Raw genomic sequence first — 20,796 nt, forward strand, 5'->3', positions numbered from 1 at the left:
AGCTGTGATATACTAATATAGTTGTCGCTTGAGAGAGATTGAGTGACAAAGACCTTTGAAAACTGAACAAGACGAACCAATGTGCAGGGCACTACAACTAATGTTGTAGTACTGAACAATGAAAAACAATAAATCTGTCAGTGACAGAAATGAGTGAGAACTCGAACTTTTAATGAGAGTTTGATCCTGGCTCAGGACGAACGCTGGCGGCGTGCCTAATACATGCAAGTAGAACGCTGAAGCTTGGTGCTTGCACCGAGCGGATGAGTTGCGAACGGGTGAGTAACGCGTAGGTAACCTGCCTGGTAGCGGGGGATAACTATTGGAAACGATAGCTAATACCGCATAAAATGGATTATCGCATGATAATTCATTGAAAGGTGCAAATGCATCACTACCAGATGGACCTGCGTTGTATTAGCTAGTTGGTGGGGTAACGGCTCACCAAGGCGACGATACATAGCCGACCTGAGAGGGTGATCGGCCACACTGGGACTGAGACACGGCCCAGACTCCTACGGGAGGCAGCAGTAGGGAATCTTCGGCAATGGACGGAAGTCTGACCGAGCAACGCCGCGTGAGTGAAGAAGGTTTTCGGATCGTAAAGCTCTGTTGTAAGAGAAGAACGAGTGTGAGAGTGGAAAGTTCACACTGTGACGGTATCTTACCAGAAAGGGACGGCTAACTACGTGCCAGCAGCCGCGGTAATACGTAGGTCCCGAGCGTTGTCCGGATTTATTGGGCGTAAAGCGAGCGCAGGCGGTTAGATAAGTCTGAAGTTAAAGGCTGTGGCTTAACCATAGTACGCTTTGGAAACTGTTTAACTTGAGTGCAAGAGGGGAGAGTGGAATTCCATGTGTAGCGGTGAAATGCGTAGATATATGGAGGAACACCGGTGGCGAAAGCGGCTCTCTGGCTTGTAACTGACGCTGAGGCTCGAAAGCGTGGGGAGCAAACAGGATTAGATACCCTGGTAGTCCACGCCGTAAACGATGAGTGCTAGGTGTTAGACCCTTTCCGGGGTTTAGTGCCGCAGCTAACGCATTAAGCACTCCGCCTGGGGAGTACGACCGCAAGGTTGAAACTCAAAGGAATTGACGGGGGCCCGCACAAGCGGTGGAGCATGTGGTTTAATTCGAAGCAACGCGAAGAACCTTACCAGGTCTTGACATCCCTCTGACCGCTCTAGAGATAGAGTTTTCCTTCGGGACAGAGGTGACAGGTGGTGCATGGTTGTCGTCAGCTCGTGTCGTGAGATGTTGGGTTAAGTCCCGCAACGAGCGCAACCCCTATTGTTAGTTGCCATCATTCAGTTGGGCACTCTAGCGAGACTGCCGGTAATAAACCGGAGGAAGGTGGGGATGACGTCAAATCATCATGCCCCTTATGACCTGGGCTACACACGTGCTACAATGGCTGGTACAACGAGTCGCAAGCCGGTGACGGCAAGCTAATCTCTTAAAGCCAGTCTCAGTTCGGATTGTAGGCTGCAACTCGCCTACATGAAGTCGGAATCGCTAGTAATCGCGGATCAGCACGCCGCGGTGAATACGTTCCCGGGCCTTGTACACACCGCCCGTCACACCACGAGAGTTTGTAACACCCGAAGTCGGTGAGGTAACCTTTTAGGAGCCAGCCGCCTAAGGTGGGATAGATGATTGGGGTGAAGTCGTAACAAGGTAGCCGTATCGGAAGGTGCGGCTGGATCACCTCCTTTCTAAGGATAAGGAACTGCACATTGGTCTTGTTTAGTCTTGAGAGGTCTTGTGGGGCCTTAGCTCAGCTGGGAGAGCGCCTGCTTTGCACGCAGGAGGTCAGCGGTTCGATCCCGCTAGGCTCCATTGGTGAGAGATCACCAAGTAATGCACATTGAAAATTGAATATCTATATCAAATAGTAACAAGAAAATAAACCGAAACGCTGTAGTATTAAAAGAGTTTATGACTGAAAGGTCAGAAAATAAGGTTAAGTTAATAAGGGCGCACGGTGGATGCCTTGGCACTAGGAGCCGAAGAAGGACGTGACAAACGACGATATGCCTTGGGTAGCTGTAAGTAAGCGATGATCCAGGGATTTCCGAATGGGGGAACCCAACAGGTACTACCTGTTACCCACATCTGTTAAGGATGTGAGGAGGAAGACGCAGTGAACTGAAACATCTAAGTAGCTGCAGGAAGAGAAAGCAAAAGCGATTGCCTTAGTAGCGGCGAGCGAAACGGCAGGAGGGCAAACCGAAGAGTTTACTCTTCGGGGTTGTAGGACTGCAAAGTGGACTCAAAGATTATAGAAGAATGATTTGGGAAGATCAGCCAAAGAGAGTAATAGCCTCGTATTTAAAATAGTCTTTGTACCTAGCAGTATCCTGAGTACGGCGGGACACGCGAAATCCCGTCGGAATCTGGGAGGACCATCTCCCAACCCTAAATACTCCCTAGTGACCGATAGTGAACCAGTACCGTGAGGGAAAGGTGAAAAGCACCCCGGGAGGGGAGTGAAATAGAACCTGAAACCGTGTGCCTACAACAAGTTCGAGCCCGTTAATGGGTGAGAGCGTGCCTTTTGTAGAATGAACCGGCGAGTTACGATATGATGCGAGGTTAAGTTGAAGAGACGGAGCCGTAGGGAAACCGAGTCTGAATAGGGCGCATTAGTATCATGTCGTAGACCCGAAACCATGTGACCTACCCATGAGCAGGTTGAAGGTGCGGTAAGACGCACTGGAGGACCGAACCAGGGCACGTTGAAAAGTGCTTGGATGACTTGTGGGTAGCGGAGAAATTCCAAACGAACTTGGAGATAGCTGGTTCTCTCCGAAATAGCTTTAGGGCTAGCGTCGACATAAAGATTCTTGGAGGTAGAGCACTGTTTGGGTGAGGGGTCCATCCCGGATTACCAATCTCAGATAAACTCCGAATGCCAAAGAATTATGGTCGGCAGTCAGACTGCGAGTGCTAAGATCCGTAGTCGAAAGGGAAACAGCCCAGACCACCAGCTAAGGTCCCAAAATAATTGTTAAGTGGAAAAGGATGTGGGGTTGCACAGACAACTAGGATGTTAGCTTAGAAGCAGCTATTCATTCAAAGAGTGCGTAATAGCTCACTAGTCGAGTGACCCTGCGCCGAAAATGTACCGGGGCTAAAACAATTTACCGAAGCTGTGGATACCTTTATAGGTATGGTAGGAGAGCGTTCTATGTGTGGAGAAGGTGTACCGTGAGGAGCGCTGGAACGCATAGAAGTGAGAATGCCGGTATGAGTAGCGAAAGACAGGTGAGAATCCTGTCCACCGTAAGACTAAGGTTTCCAGGGGAAGGCTCGTCCGCCCTGGGTTAGTCGGGACCTAAGGAGAGACCGAAAGGTGTATCCGATGGACAACAGGTTGATATTCCTGTACTAGAGTATGTAGTGATGGAGGGACGCAGTAGGCTAACTAAAGCAGACGAATGGAAGAGTCTGTCTAAGCAGTGAGGTGTGATATGAGTCAAATGCTTATATCTGTAACATTGAGCTGTGATGGGGAGCGAAGTTTAGTAGCGAAGTTAGTGACGTCACACTGCCAAGAAAAGCTTCTAGCGTTAAACATGCTCTACCCGTACCGCAAACCGACACAGGTAGTCGAGGCGAGTAGCCTCAGGTGAGCGAGAGAACTCTCGTTAAGGAACTCGGCAAAATGACCCCGTAACTTCGGGAGAAGGGGTGCTGACTTTAGGTCAGCCGCAGTGAATAGGCCCAAGCAACTGTTTATCAAAAACACAGCTCTCTGCTAAATCGTAAGATGATGTATAGGGGGTGACGCCTGCCCGGTGCTGGAAGGTTAAGAGGAGTGCTTAGAGGTAACTCGAAGGTATGAATTGAAGCCCCAGTAAACGGCGGCCGTAACTATAACGGTCCTAAGGTAGCGAAATTCCTTGTCGGGTAAGTTCCGACCCGCACGAAAGGCGTAATGATTTGGGCACTGTCTCAACGAGAGACTCGGTGAAATTTTAGTACCTGTGAAGATGCAGGTTACCCGCGACAGGACGGAAAGACCCCATGGAGCTTTACTGCAGTTTGATATTGAGTGTCTGTACCACATGTACAGGATAGGTAGGAGTCTAAGAGATCGGGACGCCAGTTTCGAAGGAGACGTTGTTGGGATACTACCCTTGTGTTATGGCCACTCTAACCCGGATAGGTGATCCCTATCGGAGACAGTGTCTGACGGGCAGTTTGACTGGGGCGGTCGCCTCCTAAAAGGTAACGGAGGCGCCCAAAGGTTCCCTCAGAATGGTTGGAAATCATTCGCAGAGTGTAAAGGTATAAGGGAGCTTGACTGCGAGAGCAACAACTCGAGCAGGGACGAAAGTCGGGCTTAGTGATCCGGTGGTTCCGTATGGAAGGGCCATCGCTCAACGGATAAAAGCTACCCTGGGGATAACAGGCTTATCTCCCCCAAGAGTTCACATCGACGGGGAGGTTTGGCACCTCGATGTCGGCTCGTCGCATCCTGGGGCTGTAGTCGGTCCCAAGGGTTGGGCTGTTCGCCCATTAAAGCGGCACGCGAGCTGGGTTCAGAACGTCGTGAGACAGTTCGGTCCCTATCCGTCGCGGGCGTAGGAAATTTGAGAGGATCTGCTCCTAGTACGAGAGGACCAGAGTGGACTTACCGCTGGTGTACCAGTTGTCTTGCCAAAGGCATCGCTGGGTAGCTATGTAGGGAAGGGATAAACGCTGAAAGCATCTAAGTGTGAAACCCACCTCAAGATGAGATTTCCCATGATTATATATCAGTAAGAGCCCTGAGAGAAGATCAGGTAGATAGGTTAGAAGTGGAAGTGTGGCGACACATGTAGCGGACTAATACTAATAGCTCGAGGACTTATCCAAAGTAACTGAGGATACGAAGTGTGAGGTTTACTTGGTATTTGATAGATATTCAATTTTGAGTAGGTATTACTCAGAGTTAAGTGACGATAGCCTAGGAGATACACCTGTACCCATGCCGAACACAGCAGTTAAGCCCTAGAACGCCGGAAGTAGTTGGGGGTTGCCCCCTGTGAGATATGGAAGTCGCTTAGCTCGAGGGAGTTTAGCTTAGTTGTAATTGAGAGGAAATCGAAATTACAATCGGCGGATGAGAGAAACGAAGTTTCTTACCGTTGGCTGAGCTAGACTCCACCCTTTGGGAGTTTAGCTCAGCTGGGAGAGCATCTGCCTTACAAGCAGAGGGTCAGCGGTTCGATCCCGTTAACTCCCATATAGGTCCCGTAGTGTAGCGGTTATCACGTCGCCCTGTCACGGCGAAGATCGCGGGTTCGATTCCCGTCGGGACCGTTTAAGATAACGGAAGTTATTTTAGACTCGTTAGCTCAGTTGGTAGAGCAATTGACTTTTAATCAATGGGTCACTGGTTCGAGCCCAGTACGGGTCATATTTGCGGGTTTGGCGGAATTGGCAGACGCACCAGATTTAGGATCTGGCGCTTAACGGCGTGGGGGTTCAAGTCCCTTAACCCGCATAATAGAAAGCAGCCGGCTTAGCTCAGTTGGTAGAGCATCTGATTTGTAATCAGAGGGTCGCGTGTTCAAGTCATGTAGCCGGCATTTTTTTATATAGAATAAGAGGTCGATGCGAACGTAGTTCAGTGGTAGAACACCACCTTGCCAAGGTGGGGGTCGCGGGTTCGAATCCCGTCGTTCGCTTAGAGAGGCCGGGGTGGCGGAACTGGCAGACGCACAGGACTTAAAATCCTGCGATTGGTAACGATCGTACCGGTTCGATTCCGGTCCTCGGCATATAATGATGAGCACCCTTAGCTCAACTGGATAGAGTACCTGACTACGAATCAGGCGGTTAGAGGTTCGACTCCTCTAGGGTGCATTTTTTTATTTAACGCGGGAAGTAGCTCAGCTTGGTAGAGTACTTGGTTTGGGACCAAGGTGTCGCAGGTTCGAATCCTGTCTTCCCGATTCATGGCGGTGTAGCTCAGCTGGCTAGAGCGTCCGGTTCATACCCGGGAGGTCGGGGGTTCGATCCCCTTCGCCGCTATATTGATCTTGTTGGACCTTTAGCTCAGCTGGTTAGAGCTCTCGGCTCATAACCGAGTGGTCGTAGGTTCAAGTCCTACAAGGTCCATTGTAAATAATGGAGGATTACCCAAGTCCGGCTGAAGGGAACGGTCTTGAAAACCGTCAGGCGTGTAAAAGCGTGCGTGGGTTCGAATCCCACATCCTCCTTTTATATTAACGCGGGATGGAGCAGCTCGGTAGCTCGTCGGGCTCATAACCCGAAGGTCGTAGGTTCAAATCCTGCTCCCGCAATTTGGCTCGGTAGCTCAGTTGGTAGAGCAATGGATTGAAGCTCCATGTGTCGGCGGTTCGATTCCGTCTCGCGCCATATTTTGTTTTATTAAGCGGGTGTAGTTTAGTGGTAAAACTACAGCCTTCCAAGCTGTTGTCGCGAGTTCGATTCTCGTCACCCGCTTTGAACTTTGTTCAAATACCAAGTTTTTAACTTGGGCGCGTAGCTCAGGTGGTTAGAGCGCACGCCTGATAAGCGTGAGGTCGGTGGTTCGAGTCCACTCGTGCCCATTAATAGGAGAATTACTCAAGAGGCTGAAGAGGACGGTTTGCTAAATCGTTAGGTCGGGTAACCGGCGCGGGGGTTCGAATCCCCCATTCTCCGTACTTAGAGAGCTAGTAAGCTCTTTTTTTGTGTGTAGTTCTTTTAAAATAATAGTGAGTAAAAATTTTTAATATAGCAACAGCTTTGCTAGGTTTAGTGCTTTATTAGGAATAAAGATTTTGAGATATCAGGTGATTCTATATGAAAAATGGAGTAAAATTTCGTAGTATTTTTTATAGATTTATACTATTTATCTTTGTAGTATTTCTAACTGTGATTTCAATGATCTTAGATACAACAGAAGCTCAAATTCGCTTTTTAAATCTATCCTTGATTGTTGGGCAAGAGGAGTTGAGGATTGTTACAGTTGTAGTTTTGCTCCTTACTTTTCTTCTATCCTTCTTGCTTAAATGGAAATGTTCAATTCATAAAAAAGGGATTTATCTAAGAAAAATTGATTTATTTATAGCTTGGGATGAGATTAGAGGTCTTAGCCATGTCTGGATCAATGAATATCATCGTGGACCTCATGGTTTCCTGTTCTATAATCGTAAGACGCTGGTTATTTATAGGAAAAATTACCAGCCGATTTGCCTTTATAATATTTCATTATTGGCCTTATATGTGGCTAAATGTTATCATCCAAAATTGAAAACCAATATAGTCTTAGCAACGTTAGCAAGTCTCTTCAATATGGCTTTAAATGCATGGTTCTTGTATGAGATGTTTAGTAAAAATTTGGTGAATATAAAAGCTGAAGTCTTTATGTTTTGGGTGCTTTTATATGCTGTTAAAGTTTTTGCGCTGCCATTGATTATGCTTGAATATGAGAATCACTGCTATGGAGCTTCTTTGGTACATAGCACGGCATATAAAAAGAATGCCTCAAAAGCTATCCACCTGTAAATTGTTGATAGGAAGCTAGCTATTTATATATCTGTTACTTTCTACATTCAAACAGCACTATATGCTTGCTAGATGAGATTCTAGACATCATATAGTGCTGTTTGTTAAGCCCAGCTAGTGAGTGAGATTTCACCACTATTGAGCCAGATTTCTGTCTGGTCATCAAGCTGAATAAGGAGTTGTCCTTTGTCGGAGATGTCCTTGGCGACTCCTTTTTTTTTAGTCTGATCTTGGATAAAACTGACCTCTCTTCCTAGAACAAGAGAGTGTTCTTTATAAAGGTAGAGTAGTTCTTCGGGTGCTGTTTGGTAGAAACAACGCCAAATTTCTGAGATTAGTTCGTTTCGTGTGATAGGTGCAGGTGGCATAAATAGGCTACCTGCTTTTTCTTTTAGGTCTTCTGGGAAGTCTTCTATAGCAAAGTTTATTCCAAGTCCGATAATGACATCTGTAACCAAGCCTGTCTCAACTGATGTCATTGCTTCGGTGAGGATACCTGCTATTTTTTTATTTTTAAAGTAGATGTCATTTACCCATTTGATATCGACTTCTATCATAGTTAGATTTTTAATGGCTTTGTAGACTGCACCAGCTACAAGGAGAGTATAGGAAGGGAGTTTTTCATAGGGAAGATTGGGTTGAATATGCAGGGACATATAGATCCCACCTTGAGATGGAGAATAGTAGGGACGCTGAAAGCGGCCACGACCTGCTGTTTGACAGGTTGAAAGATAGAGTGTATTTCCTTTGGTTCCAGCTTCAATCCCTTCTTTTGCATCTGTTTGTGTTGATTTGGTCTCAGGTTTGTAGCGAATGGTTAAGTTGGTTTTCTCCTGAATCAAATCAGGCAATATCAGATCGCCTTGAATAAGCTTGTATCCTCTATTTTTGATACTGTCAATCATGAGCCCTTCTTGTTGGAGGCGTTGGATTGCTTTCCATATGGATGTCCGACTTAGATTCAGTTCTTCGCCAATTTTTTCTCCGCTGACATAGTCGTTTTCTCTGACTAGTATTTGGTAGACTAGTTGGTGTGATTTCATTGATTTTCCTTTCTAGCTAAGAGGGAGTGAGAGTATTCATTTCGAGTTTGACTAGGTGTTTTATGAAAAAACTGTTTGTAGGCTTTTGAGAAATGTAGTGGATCTGAAAAACCCACAGAATATGCAATGACTTTGATCGTTTCATTGGTGTGTTCTAGTAACTGTTGAGCACGGTTCATTCGAACGAAAAGCAAATATTCTTTTGGAGAGAGTTGGTGAAATTCTTTAAACACACTAGTTAAGTAACTTCTATGAACCGATAGCTCTTTTGCTAAATCTTGAATTGTGAGTGATTGAGGGTAGTGACTATCTATCAATCGTTTGCAGTCAAGATAGAGTTGGTGGGTTGATGAAATATTCTTTTTTTTCTGATTAGGAGCAATAGTTCCTAGATGAAACATTAGTTCATGGAGTTGTCCCATGATGTGGAGTTGAGCTAATTCATTTGATTTTGTTATTTGAGCGAAGCGGACAATATCTGAGATGAGTTTTGCAGTTGTTTGTGTATGACAGTTATTTGACTGGGTGAGGTAGGATTGGTCAGAAATTTGAGATAGAGCAAAGTAGTCGGGTGCCCTCCCTCCAGTGATCCCCAACCAGTAGTAAGCCCAAGGATCCTGGTTATCTGCTTTATAGAATGTTAATTCATCTGGTTTTAGTAAAAAGAAATCTCCTGCCTTTAAATCAACAATTTTCCCCTTATAATGGAATTGACCTTTTCCTTTAGTAATGTAATGTAGTACATAGGTATCTCGAATAGCTGGGCCAAAAGAGTAGTTAGGCGTGCATTCTTCATAGCCGTAAAAGCTAAGAGAAAGATCAATTGTTCCAGTCTGGTATTCTGAAAAAACGAGCATGGGCCACCTCCTACCTAACATTTTACCATACTTTAGAGACATTTTTCTATTTTAGAAAGCGCTTTTATTTGCTAAAATTTTATCAAGAAATGGATGAGGTACAATTTATGGGAATTCGGATAGAGAATAATCTATTTTACGTTGAGAGTAAAGGTTTAAGTTTGATTATTGAAAATAGGGATGGGTTCTTATTGTTAAAACATTTAGGAAAGACTATTAAGGACTATAGAGGGGCTAATAGTGTTTACGAACGCGATCATGCTTTTTCTGGTAATTCCATAGCTACTAATCGAACCTTTAGTTTGGATACGCAACGTCAAATTTTTGGACAACATGGTTTAGGTGATTTCAGAAGACCAACCTTACAGGTTCAGCATGATGCAACTGAGGTAACAGACTTTCGATTTGTAGAAGCAAAGATTTTAAAAGGTCAGAATGGTCCACAGGGCTTACCTTCTCCTCACAGCATGGATGATACAGAGACTCTTGCATTGATTTTAGAAGATCCTCAAGCTAAAATTAGTCTGACTTTGTATTATACAGCTTTTGATAATGATGCGACAATTGCTAGTTACAGCAAATTGGAAAATAATAGTAATCAGGAAGTTGTCATTCATAAGGACTTTTCTTTTATGGCTGATGTTCCCGCTGTGGCTTACGAAATTGTAACTCTGCAGGGTGCTTATGCTCGTGAAAAGACTGTCCGGCGTCAACAGGTAGAACAAGGAATCTTTTCAATTAGTTCGAACCGTGGTGCTTCTGGTCATGCTCAAACACCAGCTCTTCTACTATGTGATCAAGGAGTCACAGAGGATGCTGGGAATGTGTGTGCTCTGCAACTACTGTATAGTGGAAACTTTGAAGCTTTTGTTCAAAAGAATCAATTGAATGAAGTTCGGGTGGCTATTGGCATTAACCCGGAAAACTTTTCTTGGAAGTTAAATCCTGAGGAAAACTTTGAAACACCGGTAGCTTTAGTGACCTTTTCAGATCAAGGATTAACTGGTATTAGCCATGAAAGTCAAAATTTTGTATTTAAGCACATTATGCCAAGTAAATTTTCTAAAAAAGAACGCCCAATTCTTATCAATAACTGGGAAGCTACTTACTTTGACTTTCAGAGAGAAAAACTGTTAGAATTAGCTGATGAAGCTAAGAAAGTTGGAATAGAACTTTTTGTATTAGATGATGGGTGGTTTGGAAATCGCTTTGATGATAATCGTGCTTTAGGTGATTGGGTTGTTAATGAGAAAAAACTGGGTGGAAGTCTAGAAAGTCTGATTTCAGCTATCCATGAAAGAGGTTTGCAGTTTGGGCTTTGGTTAGAACCTGAGATGATTTCCGTTGATAGCGACTTGTATCGTAAACATCCTGACTGGGCTATTCAGGTTCCAGGTTATGAGCATACTTACTCTCGAAATCAATTAGTACTTAATCTTGCCAATCCCCAGGTATTAGGATATTTGAAAAATGTTTTAGATGAACTCCTCTCTCATCATAAAATTGACTACATCAAATGGGATATGAATCGTAATATTACTAATCTGGGGAATGGTTCAGTTTATCTGGAAACCCAGATGCAGTCTCATCAGTATATGTTGGGGCTTTACGAACTCGTTTCTTATCTGACAGAGAAACACAGTCATATTCTCTTTGAGTCCTGCTCTGGTGGTGGTGGACGAAATGATCTTGGTATGATGCGCTATTTCCCACAAGTCTGGGCTAGTGATAATACTGATGCCATAGCACGTTTACCTATACAGTATGGATCATCCTATCTCTATCCAACCATTTCTATGGGAGCTCATGTGTCAGCTGTACCAAATCATCAGATGGGACGAATGACACCATTGGAAACTCGTGGTCATGTGGCAATGATGGGAAATCTGGGCTATGAGCTTGATTTAACAAGTTTATCAGATGAGGAGAAAACTGAGATTGCTAATCAGGTGAACTTGTATAAAGAATTGCGGCCAGTAGTCCAGTTGGGAAACCAGTATAGGTTAATCAATCCCGATGCTGAATCCAATGAAGCAGCTGTACAATTTAACTATGAAAATCAAACGATTGTAACCTACGTCCGAGTCTTATCAGTTGTGGAAACAATGGAAACAACTTTAAAGTTAAAAGATTTGGATGAAGAGGGACGGTATGAATTACAGGAAAATGGTGTAGTTTACTCAGGTGCAGAACTCATGTATGCGGGTATTACTATGGGACTTCCGCAGGGAGATTATCTCAGCAGGCAGTTACATTTCATTAGAAGATAAGGAGATAAAATCATGAGATGGTATAAAAAGATGAGCTTAATTGCTACTACAGGACTCTGCCTTTTGGGACTGTCAGCCTGTAGTAGTCAAGAGAAGTCAGCTGATGGCAAGGTAACGATTGAGTTTTTTAACCAGAAGACCGAGATGGCAGATACCTTGCAAAGGATAGTGGATGATTTTGAAAAGGAACACCCTAATATTGATGTGAAGCTGACTACAGTACCTTCAGCTGGAATTGTGCTAAAGACTCGGATTTTATCAGGAGATGTTCCAGATATTATTAATATCTATCCTCAAAATATGGATTTTCAGGAGTGGGCGAAGGCAGGCTATTTTGCAGATATGACGGGAAAACCCTATCTTGAGAACATCAAGAATGACTATGCCGAAAAGTATGCAATCAATAACAAGATTTATAGTGTGCCATTAACAGCCAACCTTTATGGAATCTATTACAATAAAACGAAGTTTAAAGAATTAGGGCTTGAGGAACCGAAGACTTTTAAAGAGTTTCAAGAGATTGTTAAAAAGATAAAAGATAGTGGGAATTCTCCATTTGCAGTTGCAGGCAATGAAGGCTGGACATTAAATGGTTACCACCAACTTTCTCTCATTACTATTACAGGTAGTGGAGATGCGGCTAATAACTACCTTCGCTTTTCAAAACCAAACGCCATTTCTGCAGATGATGCTATTTTAAAAGCAGATGCGGAACGTCTCGATTTATTAGCAGATAATGCTCAAGATGGTTGGCGTGGTGCTTCTTATAATGATGCGGTGGTAGCATTTTCGAGTGAAACAGCTTTGATGATGCCACAAGGTTCATGGGCATTAGCGGCAATTAATCAACAGGATCCAAAATTTGAGGTGGGGATGTTTGCCTTCCCAGGAGAAGAAGTAGGAAAAGAAGTTACTGTTGGTGCAGGGGACATGGCATTATCAACTTCAGCTACTACTAAACATCCGAAAGAAACCGAAGAATTTATCAGCTATATGACTAGTCCAAAAGCTATGCAGTCATATTATGATGTAGATGGATCACCAGTTGCTGTAAAAGGCATACAGGAAAAAGAAGACTCAGCGCTTACAGAGATTTCTAAACTGGCATTTACTGACAAACATTATGTTTGGTTGGGCCAACACTGGAATTCTGAAGAAGACTTTTTTAATCTAAGTGCAGGTTACTTGATGGATAAAAATCTGAAAAATATGGCAAACAATCTCAATGCTTTCTTTAATCCAATGAAGGCAGATTTGGACTAGAATAGGAGTTAAGATGATATGGCTATTCGAAAATTTTTAAATAAATACTGGGGTTGGACTTTTTTGCTCATCCCACTTGCATTACAAGCTATCTTCTTTTACTTTCCAATGGTGCAAGGTGCTTTCTATAGTTTGACTAACTGGACTGGCTTGACCTATAATTACAAATTTGTTGGTTTGAATAACTACAAACTGCTAATGATTGATGGGAAATTCTTCACAGCCATAGCCTTTACTTTGATTTTAACTCTGGCATTGATTATTGGAGAGATTACGATTGGGATGGTTGTGGCACGAGCCTTAAATTCTAAGATGAAAGGACAGACCTTCTTTAGAGCTTGGTTCTTTTTCCCGGCTGTTTTGTCTGGTTTGACAGTTTCCTTGATTTTTAAACAATTTTTCAACTATGGTCTTCCAACGATTGGAAGAATTTTAGGGATTGGTTTTTTACAAGAGAGTCTATTAGGAACACCTGTAGGAGCGGTAGTAGCAACTATTTTTGTTCTTCTATGGCAAGGAGTAGCAATGCCAATTATTCTCTTTCTTGCTGGTCTTCAGAGTATTCCAAGTGATATTTTGGAGGCGGCATCAATTGATGGTGCAACAAGCAAACAAACTTTTTGGAAAATTGAATTACCCTATTTGCTGCCAACGATTTCTATGGTTTTTATCCTAGCTCTTAAGTCTGGTTTGACTGCCTTTGACCAGATTTTTGCCTTGACGAGTGGTGGTCCAAATAATGCTACAACGTCTCTTGGGCTTTTAGTCTACAACTATGCTTTCAAGAGTAATCAATATGGATATGCGAATGCAATTGCCTTGATTTTATTCTTAATTATTGGAATTGTTTCTCTTATCCAAATCAAACTATCAAAGAAATTTGAAATCTAACAGAGGAGTCCTACACATGAAAAAAGAAGAAAAATTGAATCAGTTTTGGAAATATGTCCTCTTGATAGTTGGTGGTATTCTTATACTTGTTCCTTTGTTGGTAACAGTATTTAGTTCTTTCAAAACAACTAAGGATATCATGAATCATTTCTTTAGTTTGCCCAATCCTTTTACCTTAAGTAATTATGAACGATTAATTTCGGATGGAATTGGAGGGTATTTCTGGAATTCAGCAGTTATTACGGTGTTATCATTGATTGTAGTAGCTTTCTTTATACCAGCTGCAGCTTATTCCATTGCTCGAAATATGTCCAAGAAAAAAGCCTTTGCAATTATGTATTCGCTCTTGATCTTAGGGATATTTGTTCCGTTTCAGGTGATTATGATTCCCATCACAGTTATGATGAGTAAACTCGGTCTAGCAAATATGTGGGGGCTGGTAATACTCTACCTAACTTATGCTATTCCACAGACTCTCTTCTTGTATGTTGGTTATATAAAAATCAGTATACCAGATAGTTTAGATGAAGCTGCAGAAATTGATGGGGCTGACCGTTTTACAACTTATCGTCGAATCATTTTTCCAATGTTGAAGCCCATGCATGCGACAACTTTGATTATCAATGCTCTCTGGTTCTGGAATGACTTTATGTTGCCACTGTTGATTCTGAATAAGGATTCCAAGATGTGGACTTTACCTCTCTTCCAATACAACTACCAAGGTCAATACTTCAATGACTATGGGCCAAGTTTTGCATCTTATATTGTTGGAATTGTAACGATAACCATTGTCTACCTCATCTTCCAAAAACATATCATTTCAGGAATGAGTAACGGGGCAGTGAAGTAAGAAAGTGCTTAGGGAATTTATAATTCCATACATAGACGAACGGTTCAGCTTGTTGACAATTCTATGTAGAAAACAAGAAAGTAGTACTTAATTGCTTTCAGTCTATATTAGTACGAGTTCAATGTGAACAAAAATCTAAAAATATCTTTTATTTACGAAGCCAGGTCATATAAGACTTGGCTTTCATCAGAAAAAGGAGAACATCTATGACCATTCAAAATAAAACTATGTTGATTACTTACTCAGATAGTCTTGGAAATAACCTTAAAGACTTATATGAGAATTTGGAAGAGCATTTTGGCGATGCTATTGGGGGAGTTCACCTTCTACCATTTTTCCCATCAACAGGTGACCGTGGATTTGCGCCAGTTGACTATGATGAAGTGGATTCAGCTTTTGGTGATTGGGAGGACGTTAAGCGTTTAGGTGAGAAATATTATCTTATGTTTGACTTTATGATTAATCATATTTCTCGTCAATCCAAGTATTATAAGGACTATCAAGAAAAACATGAAGCCAGTGAATTTAAAGATCTCTTTCTAAACTGGGACAAGTTTTGGCCGGAAAATCGTCCGACACAAGCTGACGTAGATTTAATCTACAAGCGTAAGGATCGTGCACCAAAGCAAGAGATTGTTTTTGCAGATGGTTCAGTGGAACATTTGTGGAATACCTTTGGTGAGGAGCAGATTGATCTTGATGTGACCAAAGAAGTAACGATGGCATTCATCCGTAAGACGATTCAACATTTAGCAAGTAACGGGTGTGATTTGATTCGTCTAGATGCCTTTGCTTATGCAGTGAAGAAATTGGATACCAATGATTTCTTTGTGGAACCAGATATTTGGGATTTATTGGACAAAGTTCGAGATATCGCTGCTGAGTATGGGACAGAGCTCTTACCTGAGATTCATGAACACTATTCGATTCAGTTTAAAATAGCGGACCATGATTACTATGTTTACGATTTTGCCCTTCCAATGGTGACCCTTTATACTCTTTACAGTTCTAGAACAGAGCGTTTGGCTAAGTGGTTAAAGATGAGCCCGATGAAGCAATTTACGACACTAGATACTCATGATGGGATTGGAGTGGTAGATGTCAAGGATATCCTGACCGATGAGGAAATTGACTATGCTTCAAATGAGCTCTATAAGGTAGGAGCGAATGTCAAACGGAAGTACTCCAGTGCAGAGTATAACAATCTAGATATCTACCAAATCAATTCAACATACTATTCTGCGCTTGGAGATGATGATGTCAAGTACTTCCTCGCTCGTCTGATTCAAGCTTTTGCTCCAGGTATTCCTCAGGTTTACTATGTGGGTCTATTAGCAGGTAAGAATGACTTGAAATTATTAGAAGAAACTAAGGAAGGTCGAAATATTAACCGTCATTACTATAGCAATGAGGAAATAGCAAAGGAAGTCCAACGTCCTGTGGTGAAGGCCCTGCTTAATCTATTTTCTTTCCGTAATCGATCAGAGGCCTTTGACCTAGAAGGGACTATTGAGATAGAAACACCAACAGCTCACAGCATTGTAATCAAACGTCAAAATAAAGACAAGTCCGTAACAGCAGTAGCAGAAATTGATTTGCAAAGTCAGACCTATCAAGTATTGGAAAACGGCAGAAAAATTCAGTTCTAGTGCTATATTAATGAAAGAGTTTTTTTGTGGCGAAAACGTGTTCATTGTTCCCAAATGACAGAAAAAATGGTAGAATATAAAGATAGTTTAGCATTTATCTTCTGGAGAAATCCAGAACAGAAAGGATCCGTTTTGAAATCAATTGGATTACTGGATAAGATAAGAGGGCTTTCGAAAAAAGATTTCTTTTTGTATTTGATGATCATAAGTATCTTTTTACCTTTTTATTTGTTCTTAGCGCTCTTTGCTTTATATTTGATAGGTTTACTTGTTACTGGGGAGATGAAGGGAATTATCAAAGGATTAATCAAACATCCTGTACTTCTCTTTTTTATTGCCTACAGTAGTATCATCTCTATCGTCGCCAAGAACTGGCTTGGATTGGTTGCATCTTTACTGATGTTTCTCTTCCTCATTTTCTTTAGCTTCTACCAGAAACGTCTGACGCATGCTTTCTTTCGACTGATTCTGCAGACAATCTTGTTTGGTAGTGTGCTCTCTGCGGCTTTTGCTACTTTGGAGCATTTTCAAATTGTAAAGAAATTTAACTACGCCTTTCTTTCGCCCAATATGCAAGTATGGCACCAAAACCGTGCAGAGGTGACCTTCTTTAATCCTAACTACTATGGGATTATCTGTTGCTTCTGTATCATGATAGCTTTTTATCTCTTTACAACGACGAAGTTAAGATGGTTAAAAATCTTTTGTGTGCTAGCAGGTTTTGTGAATCTATTTGGTTTGAATTTTACGCAAAATAGGACGGCCTTTCCTGCCATCATTGCTGGTGCCATCATTTATCTCTTTACAACCATTAAAAACTGGCGTGCCTTCTGGCTCAGTATTGGAGTTTTCGGAATTGGACTTTGTTTCCTCTTCTCAAGCGATTTGGGAGTCCGTATGGGAACACTAGATTCTTCAATGGAGGAGCGTGTTTCAATTTGGAATGCGGGTATGACTTTGTTTAAACAAAATCCGATCTGGGGTGAGGGACCACTGACTTATATGAATTCTTATCCGAGAATTCATGCACCTTACCACGAGCACGCGCATAGTCTTTACATTGATACCATTTTGAGTTATGGCTTGATTGGAACCATTCTTCTATCCATTTCTTCGGTTATCCCGGTTCATATGATGATGGATATGAGTCAGGAGTCTGGTAAACGACCAATTATCGGTCTTTATCTCTCCTTCCTTACAGTAGTCGCTGTACATGGAATTTTTGACTTGGCTCTCTTCTGGATACAGTCAGGATTCATCTTCTTGCTGGTTATGTGCAGTCTACCACTGGAACATCGAACACTGGTGTCCGAAATGACAGATTAAGTTGATCAAGATTAGAGATCTTCTACTTTAGGTAGGAGGTCTTTTTTGTTGGTAGAAATTATTTCTAAGTCGAAATAGTTGACAGATGGAACGGCAGGTGTTACAATAAAAACAATTCGATATAGAAATAAAATGGAGAGGTCATGAAAGATAGTCATTTAGTTGCCCATCATATTCGTTTGCTGAATGGGCGGATTTTTCAAAAGTTACTGAGTCAGGATCCGGAGGCTCTTTATCGAAGTGAGCAGGGCAAGATTCTCACGGTGTTATGGAATAGTGAAACTGGCTGTGCAACTGCGACAGATATTGCGCTGGCGACTGGACTCGCCAATAATACGCTCACAAGCATGATAAAGAATCTTGAGGAGCAAAAGCTGATCACGATTAGTCCGTGTGGGGTAGATAAGAGGAAAAAATATGTCGTTCTGACTGAACTTGGTTCATCCCAGAAAGAAGTCGGCCATCGTATCAGTCAAAAGTTGGATGCAATTTTTTATAAAGGATTCACTGAGGAAGAAATTCGCCAGTTTGAAAGCTATCAGGAACGCATTTTAGACAATCTGAAAGAGAAGGAACATGAGGTTTAGAATGGGGTAAATTAGTTATTAAAAGTTTGGTAACTTGACCAATCGAGGAAAATTTTAAATTGAGGACAAAGAATGATTGAATACAAAAATGTGGCGCTACGCTATACAGAAAAAGATGTTTTGAGAGATGTCAATTTACGGATTGAGAATGGGGAGTTCATGGTTTTAGTTGGGCCTTCTGGGTCCGGTAAGACGACCATGATTAAGATGATTAACCGTCTTTTGGAACCCACTGATGGAAATATTTACATGGATGGCAAGCGCATCAAAGACTATAATGAGCGTGAACTTCGTCTTTCTACTGGTTATGTTTTACAGGCCATTGCTCTGTTTCCCAATCTAACGGTTGCGGAAAATATTGCTCTCATTCCAGAAATGAAGGGCTGGACCAAGGAAGAAATTGCTCAGAAAACAGAAGAGCTTTTGGCTAAGGTTGGTTTACCAGTAGCTGAGTATGGGCATCGCCTACCTAGTGAATTATCTGGTGGAGAACAGCAACGGGTCGGTATTGTGCGTGCCATGATTGGTCAGCCTAAAATCCTGCTCATGGATGAGCCCTTCTCAGCCTTGGATGCTATTTCTCGCAAGCAGTTGCAGGTTCTGACGAAAGAATTGCATAAAGAGTTTGGGATGACAACGATTTTTGTGACCCATGATACGGATGAAGCCTTGAAGTTGGCGGATCGCATTGCTATTTTGCAGGATGGAGAGATTCGTCAGGTGGCGGGTCCTGAAACAATTTTACAAGCTCCTGCAACAGAATTTGTAGCAAACTTGTTTGGAGGTAGTGTTCATGACTAATTTAATATCAACTTTTCAGGATCGTTTTAGTGATTGGTTGACAGCCCTATCTCAACATTTGCAGTTGTCACTTTTGACCTTGTTACTAGCTATTTTGCTTGCGATTCCCTTGGCTGTCTATCTTCGCTATCATGAGAAGTTGGCGGACTGGGTCTTGCAAATTTCAGGGATTTTCCAGACCATCCCTTCTTTAGCCTTGTTGGGGCTCTTTATCCCCTTGATGGGAATTGGAACCTTACCGGCCTTGACAGCTCTAGTGATTTATGCTATTTTTCCGATTTTGCAAAATACCATCACTGGACTGAAGGGAATTGATCCGAGTCTGCAAGAGGCTGGGATTGCCTTTGGGATGACCAGATGGGAGCGTCTCAAGAAGTTTGAAATTCCACTGGCCATGCCTGTTATCATGTCTGGGATTCGAACGGCAGCTGTCTTGATTATCGGTACGGCAACCTTGGCGGCTTTGATTGGGGCAGGGGGACTGGGTTCCTTTATCCTTTTGGGAATTGACCGTAATAATACCAGTCTGATTTTAATTGGGGCCCTTTCTTCTGCAGTGCTTGCCATTGCCTTTAACTTCCTACTAAAAGTGATGGAAAAAGCAAAATTGCGGACGATTTTCTCTGGTTTTGCCTTGGTGACCATATTGCTCGGTCTGTCTTATAGTCCAGCCTTACTAGCTCAAAAAGAGAAAGAAAACTTGGTGATTGCTGGGAAATTGGGACCAGAACCCGAAATTTTGGCCAATATGTATAAGTTGCTGATTGAAGAAAATACCAGTATGACTGCGACTGTTAAACCGAATTTTGGGAAAACAAGCTTCCTCTATGAAGCTCTGAAAAAAGGGGATATTGATATCTATCCTGAATTTACCGGTACCGTGACTGAAAGTCTACTTCAACCATCACCGAAAGTGAGTCATGAGCCAGAGCAGGTTTATCAAGTGGCGCGTGATGGAATTGCTAAACAGGATCATCTAGCCTATCTCAAACCCATGTCTTATCAAAATACCTACGCTCTAGCTGTTCCGAAAAAGATTGCTCAAGAATATGGCTTGAAGACCATTTCGGACTTGAAAAAAGTGGAAGGGCAGTTGAAGGCAGGCTTTACTCTGGAGTTTAATGACCGTGAAGATGGAAATAAGGGCTTGCAATCAATGTATGGTCTCAATCTCAATGTAGCGACCATGGAGCCAGCCCTTCGTTATCAGGCTATTCAGTCAGGTGATATTCAAATCACGGACGCCTATTCGACCGATGCGGAATTGGCGCGTTATGATTTGCAGGTCTTGGAGGATGACAAACAACTCTTCCCACCTTATCAAGGGGCTCCACTAATGAAAGAAGCTCTTCTCAAGAAACATCCTGAGTTGGAGACGGTTCTCAATAAATTGGCTGGTAAAATTACTGAAAGCCAGATGAGCCAGCTCAACTACCAAGTCGGTGTTGAAGGCAAGTCAGCAGAACAAGTAGCCAAGGAGTTTCTACAAGAACAAGGTTTGTTGAAGAAATGATGGGGCAGAGACTTTAAACATACTGAACTCAACTCCCTTAAACAACTAGATAAAAGAATGCTCAGACAATTTCGTCTGGGCTTTTTGGGTGTCAGAATTAATGATTTTCATTTTTAAATGGAAAATAAGAGGAAATTTTTAGGATTTTCTAAAATTTTACTGTAAATACACTTGACTATTCAGAAATTAGGTGTATAATGTGTTGTGAACTACTTAACAAATAAAGATTTCCAGCTCA

Annotated in this window: 12 protein-coding genes, 18 tRNA genes and 3 rRNA genes; 31 read left to right on the plus strand and 2 right to left on the minus strand. The window is 42.3% G+C overall.

Features of this window, described 5'->3' with window-relative positions; genetic code table 11:
* Nucleotides 1-168: 168 nt before the first annotated feature.
* The 22 genes from ACXYSL_RS03835 to ACXYSL_RS03940 all read left to right on the plus strand — a co-directional run bounded on the left by ACXYSL_RS03835 (nucleotide 169) and on the right by ACXYSL_RS03940 (nucleotide 7,508).
* Nucleotides 169-1,717, plus strand: a 16S ribosomal RNA gene (locus tag ACXYSL_RS03835).
* A gap of 51 nt (nucleotides 1,718-1,768) precedes the next feature.
* Nucleotides 1,769-1,841: transfer RNA gene (locus ACXYSL_RS03840), tRNA-Ala, on the plus strand.
* 122 nt (nucleotides 1,842-1,963) lie between these two features.
* Nucleotides 1,964-4,865: ribosomal RNA gene (locus ACXYSL_RS03845) — 23S ribosomal RNA — on the plus strand.
* Between the two features lie 76 nt (nucleotides 4,866-4,941).
* Nucleotides 4,942-5,057 (plus strand): 5S ribosomal RNA (rrf, locus tag ACXYSL_RS03850).
* The 16S, 23S and 5S rRNA genes sit together here with 18 tRNA genes alongside, the layout of an rRNA operon.
* Nucleotides 5,058-5,162: 105 nt before the next feature.
* Nucleotides 5,163-5,235: transfer RNA gene (locus ACXYSL_RS03855), tRNA-Val, on the plus strand.
* A gap of 4 nt (nucleotides 5,236-5,239) precedes the next feature.
* Nucleotides 5,240-5,312, plus strand: a tRNA-Asp gene (locus ACXYSL_RS03860).
* A 24-nt stretch (nucleotides 5,313-5,336) separates the two neighbouring features.
* Nucleotides 5,337-5,409 (plus strand) — tRNA-Lys (locus ACXYSL_RS03865).
* A gap of 5 nt (nucleotides 5,410-5,414) precedes the next feature.
* Nucleotides 5,415-5,496, plus strand: a tRNA-Leu gene (locus tag ACXYSL_RS03870).
* A 12-nt stretch (nucleotides 5,497-5,508) separates the two neighbouring features.
* A tRNA-Thr gene (locus tag ACXYSL_RS03875) sits at nucleotides 5,509-5,581 on the plus strand.
* Between the two features lie 27 nt (nucleotides 5,582-5,608).
* Nucleotides 5,609-5,680 (plus strand) — tRNA-Gly (locus tag ACXYSL_RS03880).
* Between the two features lie 7 nt (nucleotides 5,681-5,687).
* A tRNA-Leu gene (locus ACXYSL_RS03885) sits at nucleotides 5,688-5,773 on the plus strand.
* Between the two features lie 11 nt (nucleotides 5,774-5,784).
* Nucleotides 5,785-5,858, plus strand: a tRNA-Arg gene (locus ACXYSL_RS03890).
* 15 nt (nucleotides 5,859-5,873) lie between these two features.
* A tRNA-Pro gene (locus ACXYSL_RS03895) sits at nucleotides 5,874-5,947 on the plus strand.
* Between the two features lie 5 nt (nucleotides 5,948-5,952).
* Nucleotides 5,953-6,026: transfer RNA gene (locus tag ACXYSL_RS03900), tRNA-Met, on the plus strand.
* 13 nt (nucleotides 6,027-6,039) lie between these two features.
* Nucleotides 6,040-6,113 (plus strand) — tRNA-Ile (locus ACXYSL_RS03905).
* A gap of 11 nt (nucleotides 6,114-6,124) precedes the next feature.
* Nucleotides 6,125-6,214 (plus strand) — tRNA-Ser (locus ACXYSL_RS03910).
* 10 nt (nucleotides 6,215-6,224) lie between these two features.
* Nucleotides 6,225-6,298, plus strand: a tRNA-Met gene (locus tag ACXYSL_RS03915).
* Between the two features lie 3 nt (nucleotides 6,299-6,301).
* Nucleotides 6,302-6,374 (plus strand) — tRNA-Phe (locus ACXYSL_RS03920).
* 16 nt (nucleotides 6,375-6,390) lie between these two features.
* Nucleotides 6,391-6,461 (plus strand) — tRNA-Gly (locus ACXYSL_RS03925).
* A gap of 33 nt (nucleotides 6,462-6,494) precedes the next feature.
* Nucleotides 6,495-6,568, plus strand: a tRNA-Ile gene (locus tag ACXYSL_RS03930).
* Between the two features lie 6 nt (nucleotides 6,569-6,574).
* Nucleotides 6,575-6,662, plus strand: a tRNA-Ser gene (locus ACXYSL_RS03935).
* Between the two features lie 141 nt (nucleotides 6,663-6,803).
* Nucleotides 6,804-7,508 carry a hypothetical protein gene (locus ACXYSL_RS03940; RefSeq protein WP_458624014.1) on the plus strand — a complete coding sequence of 235 codons (705 nt, stop codon included), beginning with the start codon at nucleotides 6,804-6,806 and terminating at the stop codon, nucleotides 7,506-7,508.
* 104 nt (nucleotides 7,509-7,612) lie between these two features.
* On the opposite strand, the gene birA is transcribed toward ACXYSL_RS03940, so the two are convergent.
* Nucleotides 7,613-8,551 (minus strand): bifunctional biotin--[acetyl-CoA-carboxylase] ligase/biotin operon repressor BirA, encoded by a 939-nt coding sequence (gene birA / locus ACXYSL_RS03945; protein WP_458624015.1) that lies wholly within the window; start codon nucleotides 8,549-8,551, stop codon nucleotides 7,613-7,615.
* Nucleotides 8,548-9,408, minus strand: coding sequence for an AraC family transcriptional regulator (locus ACXYSL_RS03950; RefSeq protein ID WP_458624016.1), 861 nt, complete (start codon nucleotides 9,406-9,408; stop codon nucleotides 8,548-8,550). Before ACXYSL_RS03950 ends, birA begins: the two co-directional genes overlap by 4 nt.
* Before the next feature lie 107 nt (nucleotides 9,409-9,515).
* Here ACXYSL_RS03950 and ACXYSL_RS03955 point away from each other — a divergent pair, with 107 nt between their 5' ends.
* The 9 genes from ACXYSL_RS03955 (at nucleotide 9,516) to ACXYSL_RS03995 (ending at nucleotide 20,558) form a co-directional block, all read left to right on the plus strand.
* Nucleotides 9,516-11,678 carry an alpha-galactosidase gene (locus ACXYSL_RS03955; protein WP_458624247.1) on the plus strand — a complete coding sequence of 721 codons (2,163 nt, stop codon included), beginning with the start codon at nucleotides 9,516-9,518 and terminating at the stop codon, nucleotides 11,676-11,678.
* 12 nt (nucleotides 11,679-11,690) lie between these two features.
* Entirely contained in the window at nucleotides 11,691-12,941 is a 1,251-nt protein-coding gene (locus ACXYSL_RS03960; protein ID WP_458624017.1) for an extracellular solute-binding protein, read from the plus strand.
* Between the two features lie 18 nt (nucleotides 12,942-12,959).
* The gene (locus ACXYSL_RS03965; protein WP_001007688.1) at nucleotides 12,960-13,832 is read left to right on the plus strand and encodes a carbohydrate ABC transporter permease; all 873 of its coding nucleotides are present in this window, start codon (nucleotides 12,960-12,962) and stop codon (nucleotides 13,830-13,832) included.
* A gap of 16 nt (nucleotides 13,833-13,848) precedes the next feature.
* A complete protein-coding gene (locus tag ACXYSL_RS03970; RefSeq protein WP_000711267.1) occupies nucleotides 13,849-14,682 on the plus strand; it encodes a carbohydrate ABC transporter permease in 834 nt (277 codons plus the stop codon).
* Between the two features lie 206 nt (nucleotides 14,683-14,888).
* The gene (gtfA, locus tag ACXYSL_RS03975; protein WP_458624018.1) at nucleotides 14,889-16,331 is read left to right on the plus strand and encodes a sucrose phosphorylase; all 1,443 of its coding nucleotides are present in this window, start codon (nucleotides 14,889-14,891) and stop codon (nucleotides 16,329-16,331) included.
* Between the two features lie 132 nt (nucleotides 16,332-16,463).
* The gene (locus tag ACXYSL_RS03980; protein WP_033588981.1) at nucleotides 16,464-17,657 is read left to right on the plus strand and encodes an O-antigen ligase family protein; all 1,194 of its coding nucleotides are present in this window, start codon (nucleotides 16,464-16,466) and stop codon (nucleotides 17,655-17,657) included.
* Between the two features lie 143 nt (nucleotides 17,658-17,800).
* Nucleotides 17,801-18,244, plus strand: coding sequence for a MarR family winged helix-turn-helix transcriptional regulator (locus tag ACXYSL_RS03985; protein WP_458624019.1), 444 nt, complete (start codon nucleotides 17,801-17,803; stop codon nucleotides 18,242-18,244).
* A 72-nt stretch (nucleotides 18,245-18,316) separates the two neighbouring features.
* Nucleotides 18,317-19,045, plus strand: a complete 729-nt coding sequence (locus ACXYSL_RS03990; protein WP_458624020.1) for an ATP-binding cassette domain-containing protein — start codon at nucleotides 18,317-18,319, stop codon at nucleotides 19,043-19,045.
* On the plus strand, nucleotides 19,038-20,558 hold the full coding sequence (locus ACXYSL_RS03995) for an ABC transporter permease/substrate-binding protein (protein WP_458624021.1): 1,521 nt from the start codon (nucleotides 19,038-19,040) through the stop codon (nucleotides 20,556-20,558). The genes ACXYSL_RS03990 and ACXYSL_RS03995 overlap by 8 nt, the downstream gene beginning before the upstream one ends.
* Nucleotides 20,559-20,796: the final 238 nt, after the last annotated feature.

Source organism: Streptococcus sp. V913, assembly GCF_054353455.1.